At 45.7% G+C, this 21,171-nt stretch carries 11 protein-coding genes; 8 read left to right on the top strand and 3 right to left on the bottom strand.

All coding sequences use genetic code 11. The features are described 5' to 3' along the window. Positions 1-17: 17 nt before the first annotated feature. The 6 genes from V7S75_RS11895 to V7S75_RS11870 all read left to right on the top strand — a co-directional run bounded on the left by V7S75_RS11895 (position 18) and on the right by V7S75_RS11870 (position 6,446). Positions 18-1,772 (top strand): DUF885 domain-containing protein, encoded by a 1,755-nt coding sequence (locus tag V7S75_RS11895; RefSeq protein ID WP_459514179.1) that lies wholly within the window; start codon positions 18-20, stop codon positions 1,770-1,772. A gap of 127 nt (positions 1,773-1,899) precedes the next feature. Continuing rightward, positions 1,900-2,865, top strand: a complete 966-nt coding sequence (locus V7S75_RS11890) for a GSCFA domain-containing protein (RefSeq protein WP_459514177.1) — start codon at positions 1,900-1,902, stop codon at positions 2,863-2,865. Between the two features lie 42 nt (positions 2,866-2,907). Further along, positions 2,908-3,978 (top strand): Mrp/NBP35 family ATP-binding protein, encoded by a 1,071-nt coding sequence (locus V7S75_RS11885; protein WP_459514175.1) that lies wholly within the window; start codon positions 2,908-2,910, stop codon positions 3,976-3,978. Positions 3,979-3,986: 8 nt separating this feature from the next. Next, on the top strand, positions 3,987-4,232 hold the full coding sequence (locus V7S75_RS11880) for a NifU family protein (RefSeq protein ID WP_377976946.1): 246 nt from the start codon (positions 3,987-3,989) through the stop codon (positions 4,230-4,232). Then, a complete protein-coding gene (locus V7S75_RS11875; RefSeq protein ID WP_459514172.1) occupies positions 4,229-5,920 on the top strand; it encodes a D-alanine--D-alanine ligase family protein in 1,692 nt (563 codons plus the stop codon). The genes V7S75_RS11880 and V7S75_RS11875 overlap by 4 nt, the downstream gene beginning before the upstream one ends. 1 nt (position 5,921) lies before the next feature. After that, the gene (locus V7S75_RS11870; protein WP_459514170.1) at positions 5,922-6,446 is read left to right on the top strand and encodes a YfiT family bacillithiol transferase; all 525 of its coding nucleotides are present in this window, start codon (positions 5,922-5,924) and stop codon (positions 6,444-6,446) included. 706 nt (positions 6,447-7,152) lie between these two features. Here the strand turns inward: V7S75_RS11870 and V7S75_RS11865 are convergent. Beyond that, positions 7,153-7,599 carry a SixA phosphatase family protein gene (locus V7S75_RS11865; RefSeq protein WP_459514168.1) on the bottom strand — a complete coding sequence of 149 codons (447 nt, stop codon included), beginning with the start codon at positions 7,597-7,599 and terminating at the stop codon, positions 7,153-7,155. Then, positions 7,596-8,084, bottom strand: coding sequence for a gamma carbonic anhydrase family protein (locus V7S75_RS11860; protein WP_459514166.1), 489 nt, complete (start codon positions 8,082-8,084; stop codon positions 7,596-7,598). Before V7S75_RS11860 ends, V7S75_RS11865 begins: the two co-directional genes overlap by 4 nt. A 46-nt stretch (positions 8,085-8,130) precedes the next feature. Between V7S75_RS11860 and V7S75_RS11855 the strand changes: the two genes are divergently transcribed. Next, the gene (locus V7S75_RS11855) at positions 8,131-8,658 is read left to right on the top strand and encodes a class I SAM-dependent methyltransferase (RefSeq protein ID WP_459514164.1); all 528 of its coding nucleotides are present in this window, start codon (positions 8,131-8,133) and stop codon (positions 8,656-8,658) included. 42 nt (positions 8,659-8,700) lie between these two features. Next, the gene (udk, locus tag V7S75_RS11850) at positions 8,701-9,324 is read left to right on the top strand and encodes a uridine kinase (protein ID WP_459514162.1); all 624 of its coding nucleotides are present in this window, start codon (positions 8,701-8,703) and stop codon (positions 9,322-9,324) included. Positions 9,325-9,631: 307 nt separating this feature from the next. On the opposite strand, the gene V7S75_RS11845 is transcribed toward udk, so the two are convergent. After that, positions 9,632-21,127, bottom strand: a complete 11,496-nt coding sequence (locus V7S75_RS11845; RefSeq protein ID WP_459514160.1) for a beta strand repeat-containing protein — start codon at positions 21,125-21,127, stop codon at positions 9,632-9,634. Between the last annotated feature and the right edge of the window lie 44 nt (positions 21,128-21,171).

The raw sequence follows: 21,171 nt of genomic DNA, 5'->3' as shown, positions 1-21,171 counted from the left end.
AATTCTAAATCAACAAAATGAAAAAACTGACTTACCTCCTATGCCTATTAGCCTTTGTGGCGTGTAAATCCGGCGATGACAAAAAAGAATTGAGCACGCTTGTCGACAATTACTACGAGGAACAACTGAAACTCAATCCCGTTTCTGCCACAGCGAATGGCGACAATCGCTACAATGACCAATTAACCATCACGTTCACGGATTCACACTTAGCCAAAGTCAAAGCTTTATTGGAAAAAACGCAGGCAAGTTTAAACGAGATCGATCGGGAGAAATTGGATGCCAATGATCAAATCACCTTTGATATGTTGAAGCGCGATGTCGAATTAGGCTTGGAAGGCTTGACCTATCCTGACAATTTAATGCCATTGAACCAATTTTATGGCTTTCACTTGACGTTTGCGCAATTAGGTAGCGGTTCTGTAATGCAACCCTTTGCCACGAAAAAGGATTACGAGAATTGGGAAAAACGGATGCACATCGGAGCTGCTAGCTTAGATTCAAGCATCGTTTATTTCAAAAAAGGTGTCACGGCGAATGTCGTTTTGCCAAAGACTTTGGTGGAAAAAATCATTCCACAATTGACCTCATTCCATGTCCAAGACATCAAACAAAGTACCTTTTATGGCCCGTTGAATCATTTTCCGAAGGATTTCACGGCGGCTGATAAAGCTAAATTTACCAAAGAATACACGCAGATAATCCAGTCGGAGATCATCCCCGCCTATGCTCGATTAGCCAAATACTTACAAACGGAATACCTTCCAAAATCTCGTTCCACGAGTGGCATTTCGGCGATTCCCAATGGAGCGGCGTATTATCAATATTTGATTAAAGTATTAACGACGACCGATAAGCCAGCCGATGAAATTTACCAAACAGGTTTGGCTGAAGTGAAGCGCATTCGGACGGAAATGGAGAAGACCAAACAGGCCGTCGGATTCCAAGGAGACTTAAAAGCATTCTTTGAGTACATGCGATCCGACAAAAAATTCATGCCTTATCATACGCCAGCGGAGGTCTTAGCAGCATTTGAAACCATTCACAAAAAAATGGAACCGGCTTTGAAGACGATGTTTGGCCGCGTTCCCAAAACACCATTTGAAATCCGACAAACCGAGGCATTCCGTGCGGCATCGGCTTCGGCGGAATATTTCCAAGGATCAGAAGATGGCACACGTCCAGGTATTTTCTATGTACCAATTTTGGATGCAAGCAAATTCAATACCACATCGGGCATGGAAAGTTTATTCTTGCATGAGGCGATTCCTGGGCATCATTACCAAGTGAGTCTCCAACAAGAAAATAGCCAATTGCCGAAATTTCGTCGTTTTGGGGGGAATTCTGCCTATGCCGAAGGTTGGGCCCTCTACACAGAAAGCCTTGGAAAAGAGTTGGGCCTATACACCGACCCTTACCAATACATGGGTGCTTTAGGCGACGAAATTCACCGGGCGATTCGCTTAGTGGTGGATGCGGGTATGCACTCGAAAAACATGACCCGCGAGGAAGCCATCAAGTACATGATGGACAATGAGCCTATTTCAGAACAGGGGGCAACAGCAGAAATTGAACGTTATATGGCGATTCCAGCGCAGGCGCTTTCTTATAAAATTGGGGCATTGAAAATCCGCGAGATTCGTGAACGCTTGAGCAAGGAATTAGGACCGAAATTTAAGCTTTCCGATTTCCACGATGAAATCCTGAAAGATGGCAATATGCCGTTGGATGTGATGGAAAGTAAAATGAATCGCTGGGCGAAAGGATTGTAGGCATTTTCCTTTGGCAAACCTTAGAGGATTGCCAAAGTTAAGACGCGATTTCGCGTCGACTCCCCCCAGGCTGTAGCCTGAGGCTATATATTTTAATAACCCCAGGCTTCAGCCTGGGGATTTACACATGATCAACCTCACCACCACCTTCTCCATCCCGCGCGCTACGCACCTGATGGGACCGAACAGCCAAATCCTGTGCATCGGATCTTGTTTTGCAGAAAACATAGGCAAGCGTTTGGATCAATTGCCTTTGGAAGTATCTAATCAGGCTTTGGGTACGATGTTCCATCCACTGAACATTTTGCAGGGATTACGTGAGCAAAATTTACAAGCCAGCGATTTATATCAGCAAGGGAATTTTTATGTCCATCCGGATTTTCATTCGCAATTTATGGGCGAGAATCCCACGGATTTTTTAACGAGACTCGCAGAAATTAAGTCGAAAACAATCGCATTTTTAAAGTCTAGTAATTTCCTGATTATCACCTGGGGGACGGCATTTTATTACGAGGATCAAATCTTGAGAAGGGCGATAGCCAATTGCCATAAACAGGCCGCATCCCGATTTGTGAAGAAACAGAGCACGGTGCAAGAAATTTGTTTGGCCTATGAAAGCTTTTTGCGGGAAAACCCATTGCAAAAAATCATCCTCAGCGTTTCACCCGTCCGACATACACGCGACGGGATACCCGAAAATGCAACATCAAAAGCCATTTTGCGCGTGGCGGCAGATACTTTGGCAAAGAAATTCCCGGATCAAGTGAGCTATTTCCCCGCTTATGAAATCATGATGGACGAATTACGCGATTACCGATTTTACCAGTCGGACATGATTCATCCCACCGAGCAAGCGGTGGAATACACTTACAAGCGTTTCAAACAGGCACATTTCGAGGATGAATTATTGGATATCGCCAAAAAATGGGAAGAAATGCTACGAACCCTTGAACACCGACCGCATCCCTTGCAGTATGCGCAACATCGTGAAATATTATTGCGACTGCGGAAGGAAATCGAGGATGCCAAATCGAGTGTTGATTCATCCAAGTTATTGGCAAAAATAGACCAACAAATATTGGCCTTATCTTAAGACAAAGCCCTATATTTGAGGTTTGAAAGGAAAGAACGTATTATGGGAGAATTGAGTGTAACGAAAGAAATCATCTTAGGTGCGTTGAGCACGGTCCAAGAACCCGATCTGAAAAAGGATTTGGTGACTTTGGGTATGATTAAAGATATTGAACTGGGCGTAGGTGAAGTTCGCTTCACGGTCGTTTTGACCACACCTGCATGTCCGCTGAAGGAGAAAATCAGACAAGATTGTGAGGGTGCCATTCATAATTTGGTGCATCCAGATCTGAAAGTGGTTATCAACATGACGGCAGAGGTTACGTCTTTGCAGCAACAAGACCCCTTAATTCCCGGAGTTAAGAATGTCATTGCGGTGGCTTCTGGCAAAGGGGGTGTAGGTAAATCTACGGTTACGGCGAATTTGGCGATGGCTTTGAAAAAGGCAGGTGCTAAAGTAGGTATTTTAGATGCCGACATTTCGGGTCCTTCGATTCCGGTGATGTTTGGTGCCGAAGACATGCAACCCTTGGTGCAAGAAGTGAATGGCAAAAATCGCATTCAACCCATTAACCAATATGGCATTAAGTTAATTTCGATGGGCTTTTTAGCTCCTACGGAAAGCCCGGTGCCATGGCGTGGGCCAATGATGACGCAAGCTTTGCGTCAGTTTTTCGGAGATACGAATTGGGATGAATTAGATTATTTATTAATCGATTTACCTCCAGGAACATCTGATATTCACTTGACCTTGGTGCAATTAATCAAATTGACCGGTGCCGTGATCGTCACTACCCCACAAAAAGTGGCCTTATCAGATGCGACGAAAGGCTTGCAATTTTTCAAACAAAATGGCATCAATGTGCCTATTTTGGGCTTGGTCGAGAATATGGCTTATTTCACGCCGGCGGAATTGCCCGACAATAAATATTATTTGTTTGGTCAAGATGGCGGTAAGGAATTAGCAACGAAATATAAGGTGCCATTTTTAGGCGAGGTGCCATTGGTACAAGGTATCCGGGAAGCCGGAGATGCGGGAAAACCGATCGCGGCGGAAGAAGGACCGACGGCCGATGCATTTGGACAAATTGCGGCTAATTTGGCGCAGCAAATCGCGATTAACAACGCACAATAAACACAAGCATGGAAAATCACCCACTCTATCCCAGAATCCAAACAGCCTTAGATAGCATCAGACCCTATTTGGTAGCTGATGGGGGTAATGTAGAGGTCGTAGAAATCACGACAGAAAATGTGTTAAAATTAGCGTTGGTCGGCAATTGCCAGTCATGTAATATGTCGGCCATGACCTTCCGTGCCGGCGTAGAAGAGGCGATTCGTCGCGATGTACCTGAAATTACAGCTGTAGAAGAAATCAAAGTAGGATGATGCGAATTGGAATATTTTTTGGTGGACAAGCGCGTGAGCGTGAAATCAGTTTTGCTGGTGGCAAAACGGCCATGGCTCATATCAACAAGGCTTTATTTAGCCCAGTGCCCGTTTTTGTGGATGGCTTAGGCAATTTCATATTGATTAAGGAAGAACTTATCTACCAAGAATCGATCCGAAATTTCTTCCCGCCTGCTGCTTACCAGCGTGCGCCGTTTTCGGTTTATACGGAATCGTTGACAGATCTGAGCGATTACGATGCGATGGTTGCTTCCATTGGGACAAAAATTAGCCCAGCAGAATTTTCAAAACACTTTGACTTTGCATTCATCGCCATGCATGGCCCTGGCGCAGAGGATGGAAGTATTCAGGGTTTATTGGAATGGTTTAATATTCCCTATTCAGGACCAAGTTTATTGGGTTCTTCGATTGGAATCGACAAAATCAAACAAAACGATTGGCTTGCAAAGAGCGTCGGTTTGGATAAAAAATATTTTGTGTTGCAGCGTGCCGACTACGAAGCGTACGGTCGGGAGACCTTGTTCGAGCAAGTCAAAAAAGCTATTGGAATTCCATTTGTGGCCAAAGCGCCGCATCAGGGATCGTCGATTGGCTTGGCTTTTGTGAAGGAAGATTCTTTGGAAGTATTTGACCAAGCAATCAAAAAATGCTTGTTCATTCAGGAAATTTACCGGGAGCAATGGATTACCTATTCAGAAGCGGAGCAAGTAGATGTGCTTCAAAAAATGGTCAATTTAGATGAGGGCATCGGTTTCCCTGTGCGATTTAATCATCAGACCTATGTGCATCCGTCGGAATTACATGTTGCACTGAAGGAATATTTTGTAAATACGGTAACGAAAGCCACAATTCATTCCATGCATTCAGAAGATGCAGTATTGTTAGAGGCATTTGTCAACGGAAATGAGTTCTCTTGCGGGGTTATTCAGACACCTAAAGGAGTTTCGGTTGCCTTGCCACCAACGGAAATTGTCATCGATGAGTCGGTGGAAGTATTTGATTTCAATGCCAAATACAAGTCAAAATTAACGCGCAAGCGTATCCCGATGGACGCATCTTTGGCTCATTTGCAGCAAATTCAGGCACAGGTAAAACAAGCCTTTGATGATTTGGGATTTGGGGTATGTACGCGGATTGACGGATTTTTAACGGCAGATGGTGTGGTTATCTTACATGACCCAAACACGATTCCGGGCATGTCGCCGAGTTCTTTGATTTTTAAGCAGACAGCCGAAATTGGTTTAACCGTTACGGATTCAATCACGTATTTTATTCGTCAATCGATTCGCGAGCGGATGCGCAATGGAAAGAATTACCATGCGTTTCGGAAGTTGTTGGAAGGCTTGGATCAAGCGATAGCAGCAGTATTGAGTGAAAAAACAGCTCAAGAGCCACAAGTTATCGTGGTCGATACAGCTGATTTAGAAAACAGTTTTGAGGCAGCTAAAAAAGAAGCGGCACGATTGGCGGCTTTGGGAAATCAGGCTTATAAGGTTGTTGTTCCTTTAGAAATGGAAGAGGGCGAAATTGAATATGTGTTGCATGTAGCCCAACTGGCCAAAGAAAGTGGCAAGGAAATGATGGATAGTATCCACCAAGGGGTTCATCCACTGATTGCGCATACACGTCAGGCAGGTGCTGACATTACGGCTTTTTATACACGATAACATGGAAGAATTAAATCCTTTGCAATATCCCATCGGGAAGTTTTCTGCACCCGAAGTCATTACGACGGAATTACGCACGGAATGGATTGGAATTATCTCCGACTTACCAGGGCAATTGGCTGATTTATTGGCCAACGTAGATGAAAGTTTGTTGGAAAAACCCTACCGCGAAGGAGGCTGGTCGGCAAGAAAAGTGATTCATCACCTATATGACAGCCACATCAATAGCTACATTCGTTTTAAGATGGCATTGACGGAAGACAATCCGACGATCAAACCTTATGACGAAAATACATGGGCTGAGATGCCGGATGGCAACGAAGCACCTATTCAATGGTCGATCGAGGGTATTAAATACATTCACTTGCGTTGGGTTTATTTGATGAATACGATGCAGGAGTCGGATTGGTCAAAGACGTATTTTCATCCGGAACGTGGGATTAGCTATCGCTTAGATCGCGTGCTGGGGATATATGCATGGCATTGTGTGCATCATTTGAAGCATGTGGAGTCAGTTTTGAATTAAGAGTGAAGAGTTGAGAGGTAGGAGGTTTTGTCTTTGGCAAACCTTCCGGGATTGCCAAAGTTTGAGACGCATGAAATGCGGCGATTGAATCGTAGAGACGCGATACTTCGCGTCTTGTAGACATTAGATGTTGGACATTAGACGATAGACATTAGATCGTAGAGACGCGATACTTCGCGTCTTATAGACGTTAGACATTAGACGTTAGACATTAGACCATAGACATTCGATTGTAGAGACGCGATACTTCGCGTCTTATAGACGTTGGACATTAGTCATTAGACGTTAAATGACTTAAGGAGAATTCGAAACCATACCCCTGTACTGCGGAATGATGACTAAGAACCTCCGGACTTCAGACTTCGGACTATTTCCCTCTTGACTCTAGACTATCCCCCTCCGGACTTCGGACTATTTCCCTCCGGACTGACCCTGACTACTGACAACTGCCTCCCCCATCGGACTAGCGACTGTTGACTTATCCCCTTCGGACTCCGGACTAACTCCCTCCGGACTACCCACTGACAACAGACTACAGCTTCTCTCCTGACTCCGGACTAATTCCCTCCGGACTAGTGACTAGCGACTGTTGACTTTTTTCTTATTCCACGGCGCCGTCGTATTCCTCGCCATATCGATCGCCAAAGCAATCATCAAGAGTGTAAACAGTACGATAACCCAACGAAATATTTTTTGATTCTTCATATTAAAAGCGAGTTTTGACGGAGGCACTACCTTGGGTAACTTCCGCCCAAGCATCAAGCGTGGGCCATTGCAAATGTACAAAATTGGCCGTATCCATTTGAATGTCCTCCCCAGATAAATAGGAAGCCACATAGGAAATGGAAGGATTGTGTGCAACGAGGTAAACGCAGGATGCAGCACTTTGAATTATTTTTTCTAAATAGGCAGGTCCTGAAGCATGGTACCAATCATTAGATACTTCAGCGGGTTTATCCGTTAAAATTTGATAGGTTTCGAGGGTTCTTATCGCATCGGAAACATACCAAATCCCATTCGGCAAAGGATAATTTGCAAGTATTTTCGCTAGATTTCTCGCTTCGCTGATTCCTCTCTCCGACAAATGTCGGGCTTCATCCGGACTCGTATAGGGTCCCGCGTGGGCATGTCGGATGAGAATAAGTTCTATCATGATTTGATCAGCGGATATTCGCCGGCAGCGTGTTTGGCACCCATGTTAATATAATGATCCGCGCCGTGTTTTAAGGCTTCGATTTGCTCGGGACTCAGGGTTTTGACTACTTTGGCAGGACTTCCTAAAACCAATGAATAATCAGGAATTTCCATGCCCGCGGTGACTAAAGCATGTGCGCCGATTAAACAACATTTGCCCACTTTGGCCCGATTCAAAACCGTTGCATGCATGCCAATCAAGGATCCTTCCCCGATTTCCGCACCATGTACAATAGCAGAATGACCGACGGTCACACGCGCGCCAATGATCGTTTTATCGCCCTCATCCGCGTGCAAAACGGCATTATCTTGAATATTGCAACCTTCGCCTAGGTGGATTTCCTCCACATCAGCACGAACAACAGCACCATACCAAATGGTGACATCTTTTTCAATTTTGACGCGCCCCATGACGCTGGCGGTAGGTGCGATAAATAAAGCCATAGCATTCTTTTTTTGTCAAAGATAAACAGAATTGATAATTTGCTGCATGGAGAAAAGTTTATTCGAGGTTGCGGGGTGGTCGGAGGAAGATTGCATCCTTTCGTTAGGTTGTGGCGCCGCTTGGTGGGAGATTAAGCAGATGGCCGAAAATGCGGCGGGCGAATTACTTTTATTGGACCCCAATAAAGATGTATTAAACTGGCCTGACGTCGAGGAAGGTTTGTCTTATTTTGAAAACCATTATCAAACCCGTGTCGGAACGCCCATACAAATACTACATGCGGAAGCATCAGCCATTCCTTTGGCAGCGGCCTCGGTAGACCAAGTTTGGCTGCTAAATTCCTTGCATGAAATGGATGACCCTGCCAGCGTGTTGCATGAAATTGACCGAGTTTTGAAGTTGGATGGTTGTGTGATTATGGAAGAAATCCTTACGGGCGGAATTCATGAAGGATGCGGAAAACGCCTATTTAAATGGGATGAATTAATCCAATTATTTCGGGATGTAGACATGCACGTCGACTTTCAGACATCCAAAGACCATGAGGCTGATTACATAAAATTCGTTCGTTGAGGCTTGATTCCTAGCGATGCTTTTCGCAAATTTGTAGCTTATATGAGCAACATCGACAAACCATTTATTATCGGAATTACGGGAGGGAGTGCTTCGGGCAAAACGCTTTTTTTGAAGCGCTTGATGGAGCAGTTTCCGGCTGATGAAATCTGTTTATTATCGCAGGACAATTATTATCGTCCGATTGAGCATCAGACCAAAGACCATAATGGTATCGAGAACTTCGATTTGCCAGGTGCGATTGATGACGAAGCTTTTGCGGCGGATGTTGAAAAATTACGTTCAGGCGAAGTCGTAACCCGACCGGAATACACATTTAACAATTCAACGAAAGTACCTGATTTATTACATTTCCATCCGCGCAAAATCTTAGTGGTGGAAGGGATTTTTGTCTTTCATTTTCCAGAAGTTGCCAAATTGTTGGATTTGAAAATCTTCATTGATGCCAAGGATAAGGTGAAGTTGAAGCGCCGCATCAAACGCGACAATGAGGAACGCGGCTATGATTTACAGGACGTGATGTACCGTTGGAAATACCATGTAAAACCCACATACGAAGCATATATCCGTCCACACAAACGTTCTTGCGATATCGTTATTCCAAATAACGATCATTTTGAGAAGGGATTGGAGGTTATTGTGCATTTCTTAAAAGCACAAGTATAGCGATGAGGGTAGACGCTGCCGGGGTCTGCGACCCCGGCAGCGTCACTCCGCTAACGAGCCAAAGTCCAATTTAGTATCTCCCCCACTTCGATTATCAATTTCTAGATAATTCGACCTCCACTGAATCCCAGAAGACTTTTTATTTTACGATCATCACATGTTTATCCAAGAACTTGATAAACTGACTGCACCCATTTTAGCTTAAAAACAACCTGATAATCGCGCGGACACGCATACTTTAATCTTAAATAGAACGTTGTGGCGGTGACGCTGCCGGGGTCGCAGACCCCGGCAGCGTCTACCCCTACTACCTATTATAATCCGGCACTATCTCATTACTCCCTAGTTGCACCGAGTAATGAACTGAACTATCGGCATCATTGATGATTTTGATTTGCTCTAACAAAGGCAAACTCAAACGCGTATTGATAAATAATTTACCCGCCGTACCCGGAAATCCCGTAAAATTGATCTGTCCATATTGGTTTATCCCACCCGCTGAACGCAAGACCCCATTGATGGTCACATAGCGCGACGAACTCGTTTGAATCATTCCTGAATCCTCCACGTTTGGCCGCTGGCCACTAGAAGGAATCGCGAAATCCCCTTCCCAACCGTACACATTCAACAATTTGCCCGCCGTAAAAGTACCTGGTGAAGCAAAGGTCACCCGATGAACACCCGGCGCAAATTGCAATTGTGAATTGTCAGAAATATGCACTACACCCGTCGTCTCCGTAAATCCTTCCGTCCGTAATGTTCCTCCATTAAAATAGAATGCATTTGCATTCGGAATTACCTCGCTGGCTCCTAAGGAGAGCGCGCCGCCCGTCACCTTCGTGAAGCCCGTATAGTTATTATTTCCACTCAATGTCAATGTGCCATCGCCAATCTTCTCCACCATCCCAGCACCCGAAATGATACCTGACACCTTCACATTACCTAATGCTGCTGCTTTCCCTGATTTAAATAAAAATCCTGCTGTTGTAATCGACCCCGAAATCCGCAACTCATCCGCATCCGCTGAAACAACGGCCGCAGACCCCAAAGTCACTGGCCCTGTCCACGTATTTATTCCGGATGTACTCGCTAATGCCCCATCTCCCACTGCCATCGATCCATTAATCGTCAAAGGCTCTGCCGCCATCGAAACACCCCCTCGTAATTGCAAACTCGCGCCAGCTGTCACCGATGTCCCCGCGGCCGTCGAGCCCAATGCATTCGCAGATTCCACAAATAGTTTACCTGCTGAAACCGTCGTCAAGCCTGTAAAGGAGTTATTCCCACGCAACAATAAATAACCAGCTCCATCTTTGGTTAAAGTCGATGCACCCGAAATGACTCCCGAAACATCCACATTCGAAACACCACCGACTGTCAATCCATTCGGATTTGAAATAGCCCCCGAGATACTCAACAATCCCGCATCCGAATTAATCCGTACCGCCGGCGTACCTAACGTTATCGCACCTGCATATGTATTTGACCCCGTCATATTCCGCAATGAACCCAACCCACCTCCGGTTCCATTCAAAGTCAATGCCTCTGTCGCGACCGTAATACCGCCATCCAATTGCAAACTAGCTCCATCCGACACAAGCGTTCCTGCCGCCGATGTCCCCAAACCATCCGCATGCTTCAAGCGAATGATACCCTGCGAAATCGTCGTTAATCCGGTATACGTATTCGCACTACTCAATTCCAATGTACCCGTTGAACCATTTTTAACAAGGGATATTGCACCTTCCAACAAACCAGAAAAATTAGTCGTCAAACTCGGATTATTATAAGTCAAAGTCAAAGTTGGCACATTCCGAATCGTCCCAGCTCCCGCAATGGAACCAACCGTCTCACTATTTCCACCCAAATCCCAGATTGCTCCCGACGCCACCGATACATCGGCAAAATCCCAAATACTAGTCGCGGTCATTAATTTCAAGGTACCTACATTTACTTGCACAGATGGCGTCTGCACCAAAACCCCACCCGTCGTAAATCCACCATAACTGTAATTCCGCAACATGAACGTTCCCGCCCCATTCTTCACGACATTACCTGCCTTAATGACACTCGTCGATGTTTGTCCCAAATTTTGCCCACTTGCATCCGGCAAGGCATCCGTTTCAACGGTTAAAGTTCCCGGAAAGGCATTGGCATAATTACTCGCAAAGGTATTATTTCCCGCCTGTGAAGTGATATTCGCATTCGCCGTTATTCCCAAAGGCCCGATCAGCGTAATATTCCCGCCATTTCCACCACCCGAATTCGTAAAGGTCGACGCGTTATTTCCCCCGGTAGCCGTCAAAGCACCGTTTAACATGATGCCACCCACCGACTTCAACGTAATATTACCCGCATTCCCAGCCCGTGATGCAGACACATTCCCCGTATAATTCCCGGCCGAAGTGGTAATAGAACCTGCAGACGAAACCGTAACATCTCCTGTTAATGATTCAAAATAAGCCTCAATACCTGGATAGGCAGTAGCCGCCGTCGACGAACCTAAGGTCATACCCGCATACACATTGACTGTACCTCGTGCTGTCAAGGTTAATTTACGCGCAGCCGCTGAAGCATTTGAAGCTGATAATGCCCCCACGACAATGATGGCGCCCGACTGGGTTCCAGAACTATTCGACGTCATCACAGTCACATCCCCCGTGGCCAGTTTTGTTTGTACCTCCGTCACGTTCAAAATCGCATTATCTGTGTTAGGTGTAAAGGTGTAAACGCCCCCAGTCAAGGCACTCCAAGTCCCATTACTCGGCGTTGCCGTACTCAAAATCACATTACTATAACTCGTCGGATTGACAATCATATTTGCCCCGGGAACAATCTCAAAAGTCCCATCCGTCAACATATTCGCATAATGGTAAGTTGGCGTAGGACTTTCAAACAGGATTTGATCGAGCACATAAGTACTCACTGATGACGTAAATTTCACCCTTCCCACGGTTCCCGGCGTCATATTCGTATAATCACCCTGCCAGCCTTTGATGCTCAAACGCTTAAAATCAAATAATTGACTGATGCTCGAAAAGATCAAATTATGTGCCACACTTGTTCCCAATTCCAACACCGAGTTGTTAGTCAAATAAAGCGTCCCTAACGTATTGGAATAATTATTGGTAACCAAAGTTCCCCCATTGAAATAAAAGGCACTCGCCGCAGGAATAGCCTGCGCAATACCCAAATGCATCGTTCCTGCCGTCAAACGAGTTAAGCCCGAATAGGAACTTGTCGCATTCCAGGTCAGGCGATTGGTCCCTGTTTTTTCCAAAGAACCCCCACCCGAAATACCCGCGGTTAACAAAATATTTCCCGCGCCCGTCGCAGAACCCAAGGTCAAACTAATCGGATTCGAAATACTTCCTAAACTCAAATCACTTTCCGCATTGATGTAAACCAAAGACCCTCCCGTGGTAATCGGCCCTAAAAAGGCATTCGTCCCATTAATCGACCGCAAAGCTCCCGTACCACTCGCTAAGGCACCATTCAGCAACAATGACTCCGACGCAATCGATATACCTCCATCCAAAATCAAACTCGTCCCGGAGTTCACGGTCGTTGACCCCAGCGCAGTCCCTAAGGCATTCGCATGTTGTAAAATCAAGGTCCCAGCAGACAAAGTCATCGTACCCGTATACGTATTATCTCCGCTCACGGTCACATTTCCCGTTCCACTTTTCGCAATATTCGCAGTTCCTGAAATCCGACCAGAATAGCTTTGTACAAGTGCTCCGTCCCAGGTCAATACACCTGTAGAGATCAATGAACCCGAATGCAGTAAACTCGAACCGGCTCCCCCAATCGTCAGATTTCCTCCCATCGTGGTGCTTCCCTGCATCGTAAAATTCCCCGCATCCACCCGAATTGATGTCGCAGCTGTTCCCGACGTAATATTCCCTTGCCAAACATTATCCCCGCTCTTACTAATCAGTGCTCCTAATGAGCTTAATCCTGTACCGCTAATGGTTACATTTTCCGCAACCTGAATCCCACCTTGGATTTGAAGCACCGCACCCGATGCCACCGTCGTAGTTCCTAATGCATCACCCAATGCCGTATTATTTGTTGCCAAAATACCCCCAGCATTCAACAAAGTCGCCCCTGAATGCGTATTCGCATTCGATAATGTTAAGATACCCGTACCATTTTTAGTCAAGGCCAAAACACCGCCGCCATTCTCCAATATTCCAGTGTAGGTACTGGCTAAATTATTAGCCCCCACGGTCAATAAACTCGTTGACGCCCCCCCATTGCGAATGATTCCTGAGCCAGCTATATTATTCACCGTCTCATTAAAATCCTTCATTTCAAATACCCCTGAGGCATTCACCGTCAAAATACTCGAATTGGTAATCGACTCCGAAGCCCCTAAGCGCAAGGTCCCTGCATTCACCGTCGTGTTTCCCGTGTAGGTATTCGCACCTTTCAGCATAAAAATACCGCTTCCTTCTTTTGTGATGTTTAGGCCATTGAATATACCTGCCGACTGCCCATCATTCACCCCGCCACCTGTTGTTTGGGTAGCATTTTCCGTTTGAATGATAACTGATCCTGAAATACCATTATAAACTCCACCGCTTGCGGAAGTTCCTCCGTTGTTGGACACATTGGCCAGCATCGTAATTCCACCAATCCCTTTCAAGAGAATCGCGCCACCATTCCCTCCATTCACAGATGATGTATTATTCCCCCCTACAGCCGAAATCGCACTAGCAATCTTCAAGTTTTCCGTCGCCTCAAAACTAATATCTCCCGCCGCTGGAATGCTCGTACCCGAAGATGAAGAGAGGGTATTCGTTGTCAATGTACCCAGCACGCTAATATTTTTCGCTGCACGGAAAATCAAATTTGTCCCTTTTCCGTTGCTTCCTACAGGGCTGTAAGTCAAGTTTTTATTAAGCCAAATATTAGCGCCCGCATTCACGGTTTGTGTATTAACCACCGTAGGTGTACCCAAAGCCGGCATATCCACATCAAATAATACCGAGCCATATTGCGTACCCGTTGGGCTTGCGGTATTAATCACCACCGAATTCGTGGCCAATAAACCTCTTAACTCTGTTGCATTGATAATGGCATTATCATCCGAAGGCGTAAATGTATAGACACCGGATGCCAGCACAAAGGCCCCATTCGTACGAACTTCATCTGAAATACGAATATTACTTTGACCCGTCACATTCGTGATATCGGCCATCGGAACCAATTCACCTGTAGCTAATTGTATCGTGTAATGGGTACTCGGACCCGCGGCATTGTAGAAACGAATTTGATCTAATTTTTCACGTATCAAGAATGCTGAATTTCCCCAGAATATCTGCCCATCTGTACCGCTAGTACCGGAACCATAGGCTCCAAGCCAACCGTTAATCCGTAATTTTCGGAAGTTGAAATCTCCCATGGCATTGAAGGTCAACACATGAGCGCCCGTACCCAAGGTAATCTGCGAATGATTGGTCACATGCAACGTACCAATCGTTTCCGAATAGCCATTGGTTTGAAACTCCCCGCCATCCAAATAGATCACACCCGCATTCGGAATGGTTTCATTACTTGCCAAACGTAAAATTCCCGAAGCCACTTTGGTATATCCGGAATAAGTATTTTGTGCCCCAAATTCCACCGTGCTCAAGCCTGTTTTTTCAAAGGCCCCAGCGCCCGAAATAATTCCATTGAATCGCAATGTCGACGCATTCACAGGCGTTCCCACATTTAAAATTGTCCCCGCATTCACGATATTTCCCCCAATCACCAAATCGGTTTCTGGAAGAATCGTGTTTGTCGTTCCACTTAAATTAATCGTTCCATTCCACGCATTTACTCCCCCTTGAGACACTAAACTCGCCACACCCGATGCCGATCCTGCCAAATTCAACACCTCAGCAGCAACTGTAATTCCGCCAGGTAAAATCAATTTAGATAAGGCCGCAATCGAAGTAGTACCCGTGCCTAAACCTAAAGCCTGGTTGTGAGTAATGGTCATGTTTCCTACCTCAACAGAAACAGCACCCGTAAAGGTATTGGCATTGGTGAGTGTAATATTTCCTAGGCCGCGTTTGGTCAACGAACCCGCACCACTGATTATGCCCGAGATTGTCGTTTCTGAAATGCCATTGACGATTTGACCAACAGCCGAATTGATATTTCCCGCTATATTTAATTGGGTCGTTCCTGTTCCTAGATAGGTCAACCCACCCGTAGGTATGCTGATATCTCCATTTAAATTCAATCCTGTTGATTCGACTTTAAGGGTTGTCGCAACCGAACCGACTGCCAATGTCCCACCAATCGTTACAATACCTGTTTGTATTTGCAAAGCGCCATTCGATGAAATTCCCGTTCCGGCAATCGTAAAATTCTCCGTTCCAAAATTCAAGGGACCCTTCAATTGTGCCACGGCACCCGAAAGAACCGAAGTTCCCCCCGCATTTGAGCCGAATGCATTCGCCTGAGTGGCAATCCAAGTTCCTGCCGCGACGGTTGTCGCTCCACTATACGTATTCGCATATGTTGGCTGAAAACTTCCCGATCCAGTCTTATAAAGGGACAGTGTTGATAATCCATCCTCAATCAATCCCGTAAATGTAGTACTCGCATTATCGCTACCAAAAGTCAATAAATTTGACACTCCAGCATAAGAACTTCGAATGGTTCCCGCACCTGAAATATTAGCAACAATCGCATTGATTCCATTTAAATCCCAGACCGTTCCTGCAGATAATGCAACAGCACTCGTAGTAGGAATTGCCCCTGCAGAACCCATGAAAATTGTTCCTACATTAACATTAGTAGCCCCTGTGTACGCATTTGAACCCTTTAATTGCAGGATACCTGCCCCATTCTTGATGATTGCTGCACCCGAAATAATTCCAGCTGTTTGCCCATCATTATCGACAAAATTCAAATTGGTATTTTGGAAAGTCACATTCGCCCCTACACCTGAATTCGAAGCGCCATACGATGAAACTCCACCGGCAGCTGATAAATTACCCGCTAATGACAAACCGGCAGCCTGTAAACTCAAAGCACCTCCAGCACCCCCAAAAGCAGCCGAACTCGTACTACTATTTGCCCCACCGGCGCTTGAAACAGAACCTGTAGACGCCACATAAATAGTTCCTCCAGCGACCATATTGATCGACGGACTTGCGATGATTGAATTTGAAGCCACATTAATCGCCGATGGACTAACACTTAAAGCAGCATTAATTCGAATGTTTTGGCCGGCCGTAAAACTAACGCTCGGCGCCCGATTCGTCGTAGATGCCGTGGAACCTATCACTAAATTTTGGTTGACATGAATATCCCGACTAGCCGTCACCGTAAAAGCACGCGCGACGGTATTGTTTGTCGTTACGGCAATCGGTTCATCAAACAAGATAGCCCCGGCCTGGCTGCCATTCGCAAAAGCGGAATTAATGACCACATTCGTCGTACCTAAATTTGTCTGTAACTCGAGGTAATTAATATTTGCATTATCATCACTTGCATTAAACGTATTGGTGGAACCCGAAAGCGCCCAAGCGCCATTAAAAGTAGGCTCGTTGGAAACCCGAATATTCGCTTGCCCTGTCACGACATTGGCCGCACCGGTAGGGATGATTTCTCCGTCGGACAATTGCAAAGGCGCGTATTTGGCATTGCTATTGGTCTCATCGATAAAACGAATTTGATCTAATTTATCGCGCACTAAGAAATTGGAATTTTGGAGGTAAATCTGACCCGCGGTTCCCGAAGTACCTCCGTTATAAACACCTTCCCAGCCACGGATGTACAACATACGGAAATAGAAAGTACCTAAGGTATTCGCACGTAAAACATGTGGCGTAGTGGGTCCCAAACGAATGCTGGAGTTTGCCGTAATATTGAAAGTCCCCAGCGTTTCACTGAATCCATTTGTATTCAATTCCCCTCCGTTCAGGGTGAAAATATTATCCGGAATGACATTTGCTGCACCTAATTTTAACGTACCCCCGTTGACTTTGGTATATCCTGTGTAAGTATTTAAGCCCTGCAAGGTTAATTCATTGGTACCTGTTTTTTCCAAAGCTCCCGAACCGGAAATGTTTCCACTGATGAGGACATTGACGGCACCTGTTCCTGTCGTCCGACCTAGCGTCAAACTGGTAATGTTGTTTAGAATATTGCCTGAAATTTCCAATCCAGATTCGGCATTGATGTAGACCAAAGAACCACCTAACGTAATGTTCCCTGACCAAGTACTTGGGCCATTTATGATGCGCATGGCGCCATTTCCTGTAGAAATCGCCCCACTTAAATTCAGCGTTTCTCCTACCACGCTTAACCCGCCATCGAGCGTAAAACTCGCACTTGAACTAATCGCAGTCCCAGCAGCATTCGTACCCAAAGCTGTGGCATGTTTGATAATCAAATTACCTGCGGAAACGGAAACGGCACCACTGTACGAATTGGCCCCACTTAATTCCAAAAAGCCTACATCCGATTTTGTTATTCCTCCTGCCCCTGATAGGATTCCGGCAAATTTCAAACTAGTTCCCTGTACAGCGGTTGTCAAGGTTTGATTCAACGTGACATCACCCGTATGATTCCATGTACCTGTAGCTACCACCATCCGAGGACTAGCAGCTGAGGCAGTTAAAGGCCCTGCCCATGTAACATCACCGCTCACCAGGCGCAATGCCCCAGCCGAAGAAATGCCGGTTCCCGATATCGTTAATGCTTCGTTCCCAACCGATAAATTTCCTTGCACATCCAACTCAGCACCATTGGCGACGACAGTTCCTTGCGCACTTGAACCGAGTCCTGTCGCATGTGTAATTTGCAGAATTCCGGTACTCACTGTCGTCAATCCCGAATAAGTATTAGGGCCAGATAACACGAGGGTTCCGCTACCTTGTTTGTTCAGTGAAACGATACCTGTACCATCCGAAATCGTTCCACTAAATGTGGTACTTGTCAGGTTAATTCCGGTATTCAACGTTGATGTAACTAGCCCAGCGCTTCTGATCACACCCGCTCCAGCAATACTACCCACTGTCTCTGTATAATCGCCTAATTCCAACACATTTGAGCTTGAAGAAAGTGACACAGCACTTAAATCGGGAATCACATCTGCTGCTCCCAAACGAAGTGAAGTCGTTTCTGCAATTGACGTGCTACCTGAATAATCATTGGCCCCTTTGAACATATACATGCCTGTACCATTAAGTGTTACATTGGCACCACTTATTTTTCCTATAACTCCATCATTTTCAGCACCCGATGTAAGATTGGCCGCATTGGTTCTTAAAAGAATATTTGCTGCGGTCCCAACATAGGAACCATTGGAATAAGCGCCACCACCTGCGGAAGTCACATCGCCTAAAATACTCAAACCACCCGTGCCGGTAATCGTCAAACTTCCCGCATTACCTCCCCGTCCCGCCGTAGAAGGATAGGTATTACTTACACCCCGTGAACTTATGGACATGCCAGCGGCGAGTCGGACATATCCCCCGGCTGAAAGGGTAATATTTCCAGCAGCAATCGGCGTTCCTGCATAATTAACATTCGCAGCTGTGGTACTCACATTAGCGTTCACATTGATGTTCCCAGCACTATTTAAGACCAACGAGATCCCTGATAGCGTCGTTGGACTCGGCGACCCTAAATTCAGGGCTTGATTTACCTTCAAATCAGCACCCGCGTTGACGGTCAAACTTCCCGTGGACGTTGTACTAAAGTTGGGCGTTACCGGATCATCCACCACAACAATTCCAGCTTGCGAAGCACCGACTAAGCTTGAATTAATAATCACAGAATAGCCATTGGCAAACTTTCCCGTTGACAAATTCAAATCACCCGAAAAGATATTAGCATTCTCATCCGTTGGGGTAAAGGTATTCGTCGTTCCTGTTACGGACCAAACACCATTGATTGTTGGCTCATTCGATATCCGGACATTCGACTTTCCAGAAGTAGCATTCGCTGTCCCATCGGGAACCACTTCGCCTGTTGGCAAATGCAAAGGCGCATATTTATTCGTTGGGTTGGCCGGATCATAAAAACGAATTTGATCCTTTTTTTCTTGGTTCAGGGTTGAACTATTTCCAATGAAAATTTGGCCCGCAGTGCCACTTGTTCCTGCACTGTAACTGCCTTCCCAGCCGTATAATTTCAGCATTTTAAAGTAGAAGGCTCCTAGTGATCCGATGTGAAGTGCATGCGCGGTAGTCGCTCCTAATAAAATAGACGAGTTCGCACTAACGTTTAAGTTGGCAAGTGTTTGGTCAAAGCCATTCGTTTGTAATTCTCCTCCGTTTAAGGTCAATGAATTCGTATTTTTGATGGCATCAGCGATGCCTAATCGCAACGTTCCTGCAGTAATTTTACTTAAGCCCGTATAGGTGTTTGCGGCATTCAAAAGTAAAATCCCATTTCCTGTTTTTTCCAAAATACCTGCTCCGGAAATCGTTCCATTGATGGTTAAATTTCCGGTGCTAGCAGCGCTTCTACCGACGGTCCAAAGCGTGCTCGTATTTGTAATATTACCAATAACATTAAAATCGGATTCCGTATTCCAATACACGCTTGTCCCATTCAGCGTGATATTTCCGGACCATGAACTCGAACCGTTTTTAGTCAATAAAGAGCCATTGGCCGTGATGGCATTACTCGTCATCGTCAAGGATTCACCCGTCACATTCATCGCACCATCCAAGGTCAAATTAGCCGTTGCCCCCAGTGTGGTTCCTGCCAAATTAGAACCTAAACCTAATTCGTTCTTGATGATCGTTTGGCCATCATTCAGCGTAGTTAAACCATTGTAAGAATTGGCCCCATTCAAGGTCAAAATGCCCGCATTATTTTTCGTTAATGTTGCATTACCTGTGGCAATTTCTCCTGTAATCGTTAAGTTCCCTAAGGTATATAAGGTCAAATTAGTATTGGTCCCTTGAATAGCTGCCCCGCTCGATGGCGCAATCGCTAAACTTGCCCCCGATTCCACATAGACGGATGAAGCACTGCCTAAATTAATCGAATTATTCCAACTATTGGTCCCCGACATGGCGCGCAAGGTTCCCGATGTGGAAGCCGTGTAAAGCGTCAAAGGTTCACTAGAAACAGTGACATTATTTAATTGCAAATAGCCACCATTAGCAACCGTAGCTCCCGTAGCAGAACCTAAAGACAAGGCATGACCGATAGCCAAAATTCCTCCCGTAATCGTTGTTGTACCTGTGTAGGTATTTGCGGTCGTTGACAACGTCGTCGTACCAGCACCAATCTTTTGGAGATTAACGACACCAGTTCCATCCTCAATTAATCCACTATAGGTAGATGTATTCGTGCCAAAACTTAGGGTAGCAGGACTAGAAGCACTATTCGTAATTTTGGCTGTGCTGACCCCAGCCATTGACTTCACCGTATTGTTAAATCCATGTAGGTCAAAGGTAGTATTAGCGGCCATCGTTAGATCACTCGTTGCCGGAATTCCATCGGCAATATTCAAGACGAACGAACCTGCATTTAAGTTGGTCGCCCCCGTATACGCATTCGCACCACCGATTCCCAACACGCCCACGCCCGACTTACTCACATTCACTCCCTTCAATACACCGCCTACCAAACCATCATTCACTCCACCGCCAGCGGTCAACACCCCATTGCCATCACTTAAACTGATATCGCCAGCTACGCCAACGCCCAAGCCCATACTCGCATTCACATCGCTGCGTAAACTCAAGCCTCCAAAACCCGAGATGCTAATAGTACCCCCATTGCCAGCCGGATAACCCGAAGCCGTATACGCATCCCCGCCAACACTGCTCATTACACCACTGTAATCCACATAACTACCACTACTACTCACACTCA

This window comes from Aquirufa sp. TARAVU-A1A, assembly GCF_054558675.1.
The sequence above is the reverse complement of the archived record's forward strand: the minus strand, read 5'-3'. Positions and strand labels throughout refer to the sequence as shown.

Bases quoted from the DNA above. Each gene is read 5' to 3' on its own strand.
- V7S75_RS11895 (WP_459514179.1), top strand. From the start codon at position 18: ATGAAAAAACTGACTTACCTCCTATGCCTATTAGCCTTTGTGGCGTGT.
- V7S75_RS11890 (WP_459514177.1), top strand. From the start codon at position 1,900: ATGATCAACCTCACCACCACCTTCTCCATCCCGCGCGCTACGCACCTG.
- V7S75_RS11885 (WP_459514175.1), top strand. From the start codon at position 2,908: ATGGGAGAATTGAGTGTAACGAAAGAAATCATCTTAGGTGCGTTGAGC.
- V7S75_RS11880 (WP_377976946.1), top strand. From the start codon at position 3,987: ATGGAAAATCACCCACTCTATCCCAGAATCCAAACAGCCTTAGATAGC.
- V7S75_RS11875 (WP_459514172.1), top strand. From the start codon at position 4,229: ATGATGCGAATTGGAATATTTTTTGGTGGACAAGCGCGTGAGCGTGAA.
- V7S75_RS11870 (WP_459514170.1), top strand. From the start codon at position 5,922: ATGGAAGAATTAAATCCTTTGCAATATCCCATCGGGAAGTTTTCTGCA.
- V7S75_RS11865 (WP_459514168.1), bottom strand. From the start codon at position 7,599: ATGATAGAACTTATTCTCATCCGACATGCCCACGCGGGACCCTATACG.
- V7S75_RS11860 (WP_459514166.1), bottom strand. From the start codon at position 8,084: ATGGCTTTATTTATCGCACCTACCGCCAGCGTCATGGGGCGCGTCAAA.
- V7S75_RS11855 (WP_459514164.1), top strand. From the start codon at position 8,131: ATGGAGAAAAGTTTATTCGAGGTTGCGGGGTGGTCGGAGGAAGATTGC.
- udk (WP_459514162.1), top strand. From the start codon at position 8,701: ATGAGCAACATCGACAAACCATTTATTATCGGAATTACGGGAGGGAGT.
- V7S75_RS11845 (WP_459514160.1), bottom strand. From the start codon at position 21,127: ATGAGCAGTGTTGGCGGGGATGCGTATACGGCTTCGGGTTATCCGGCT.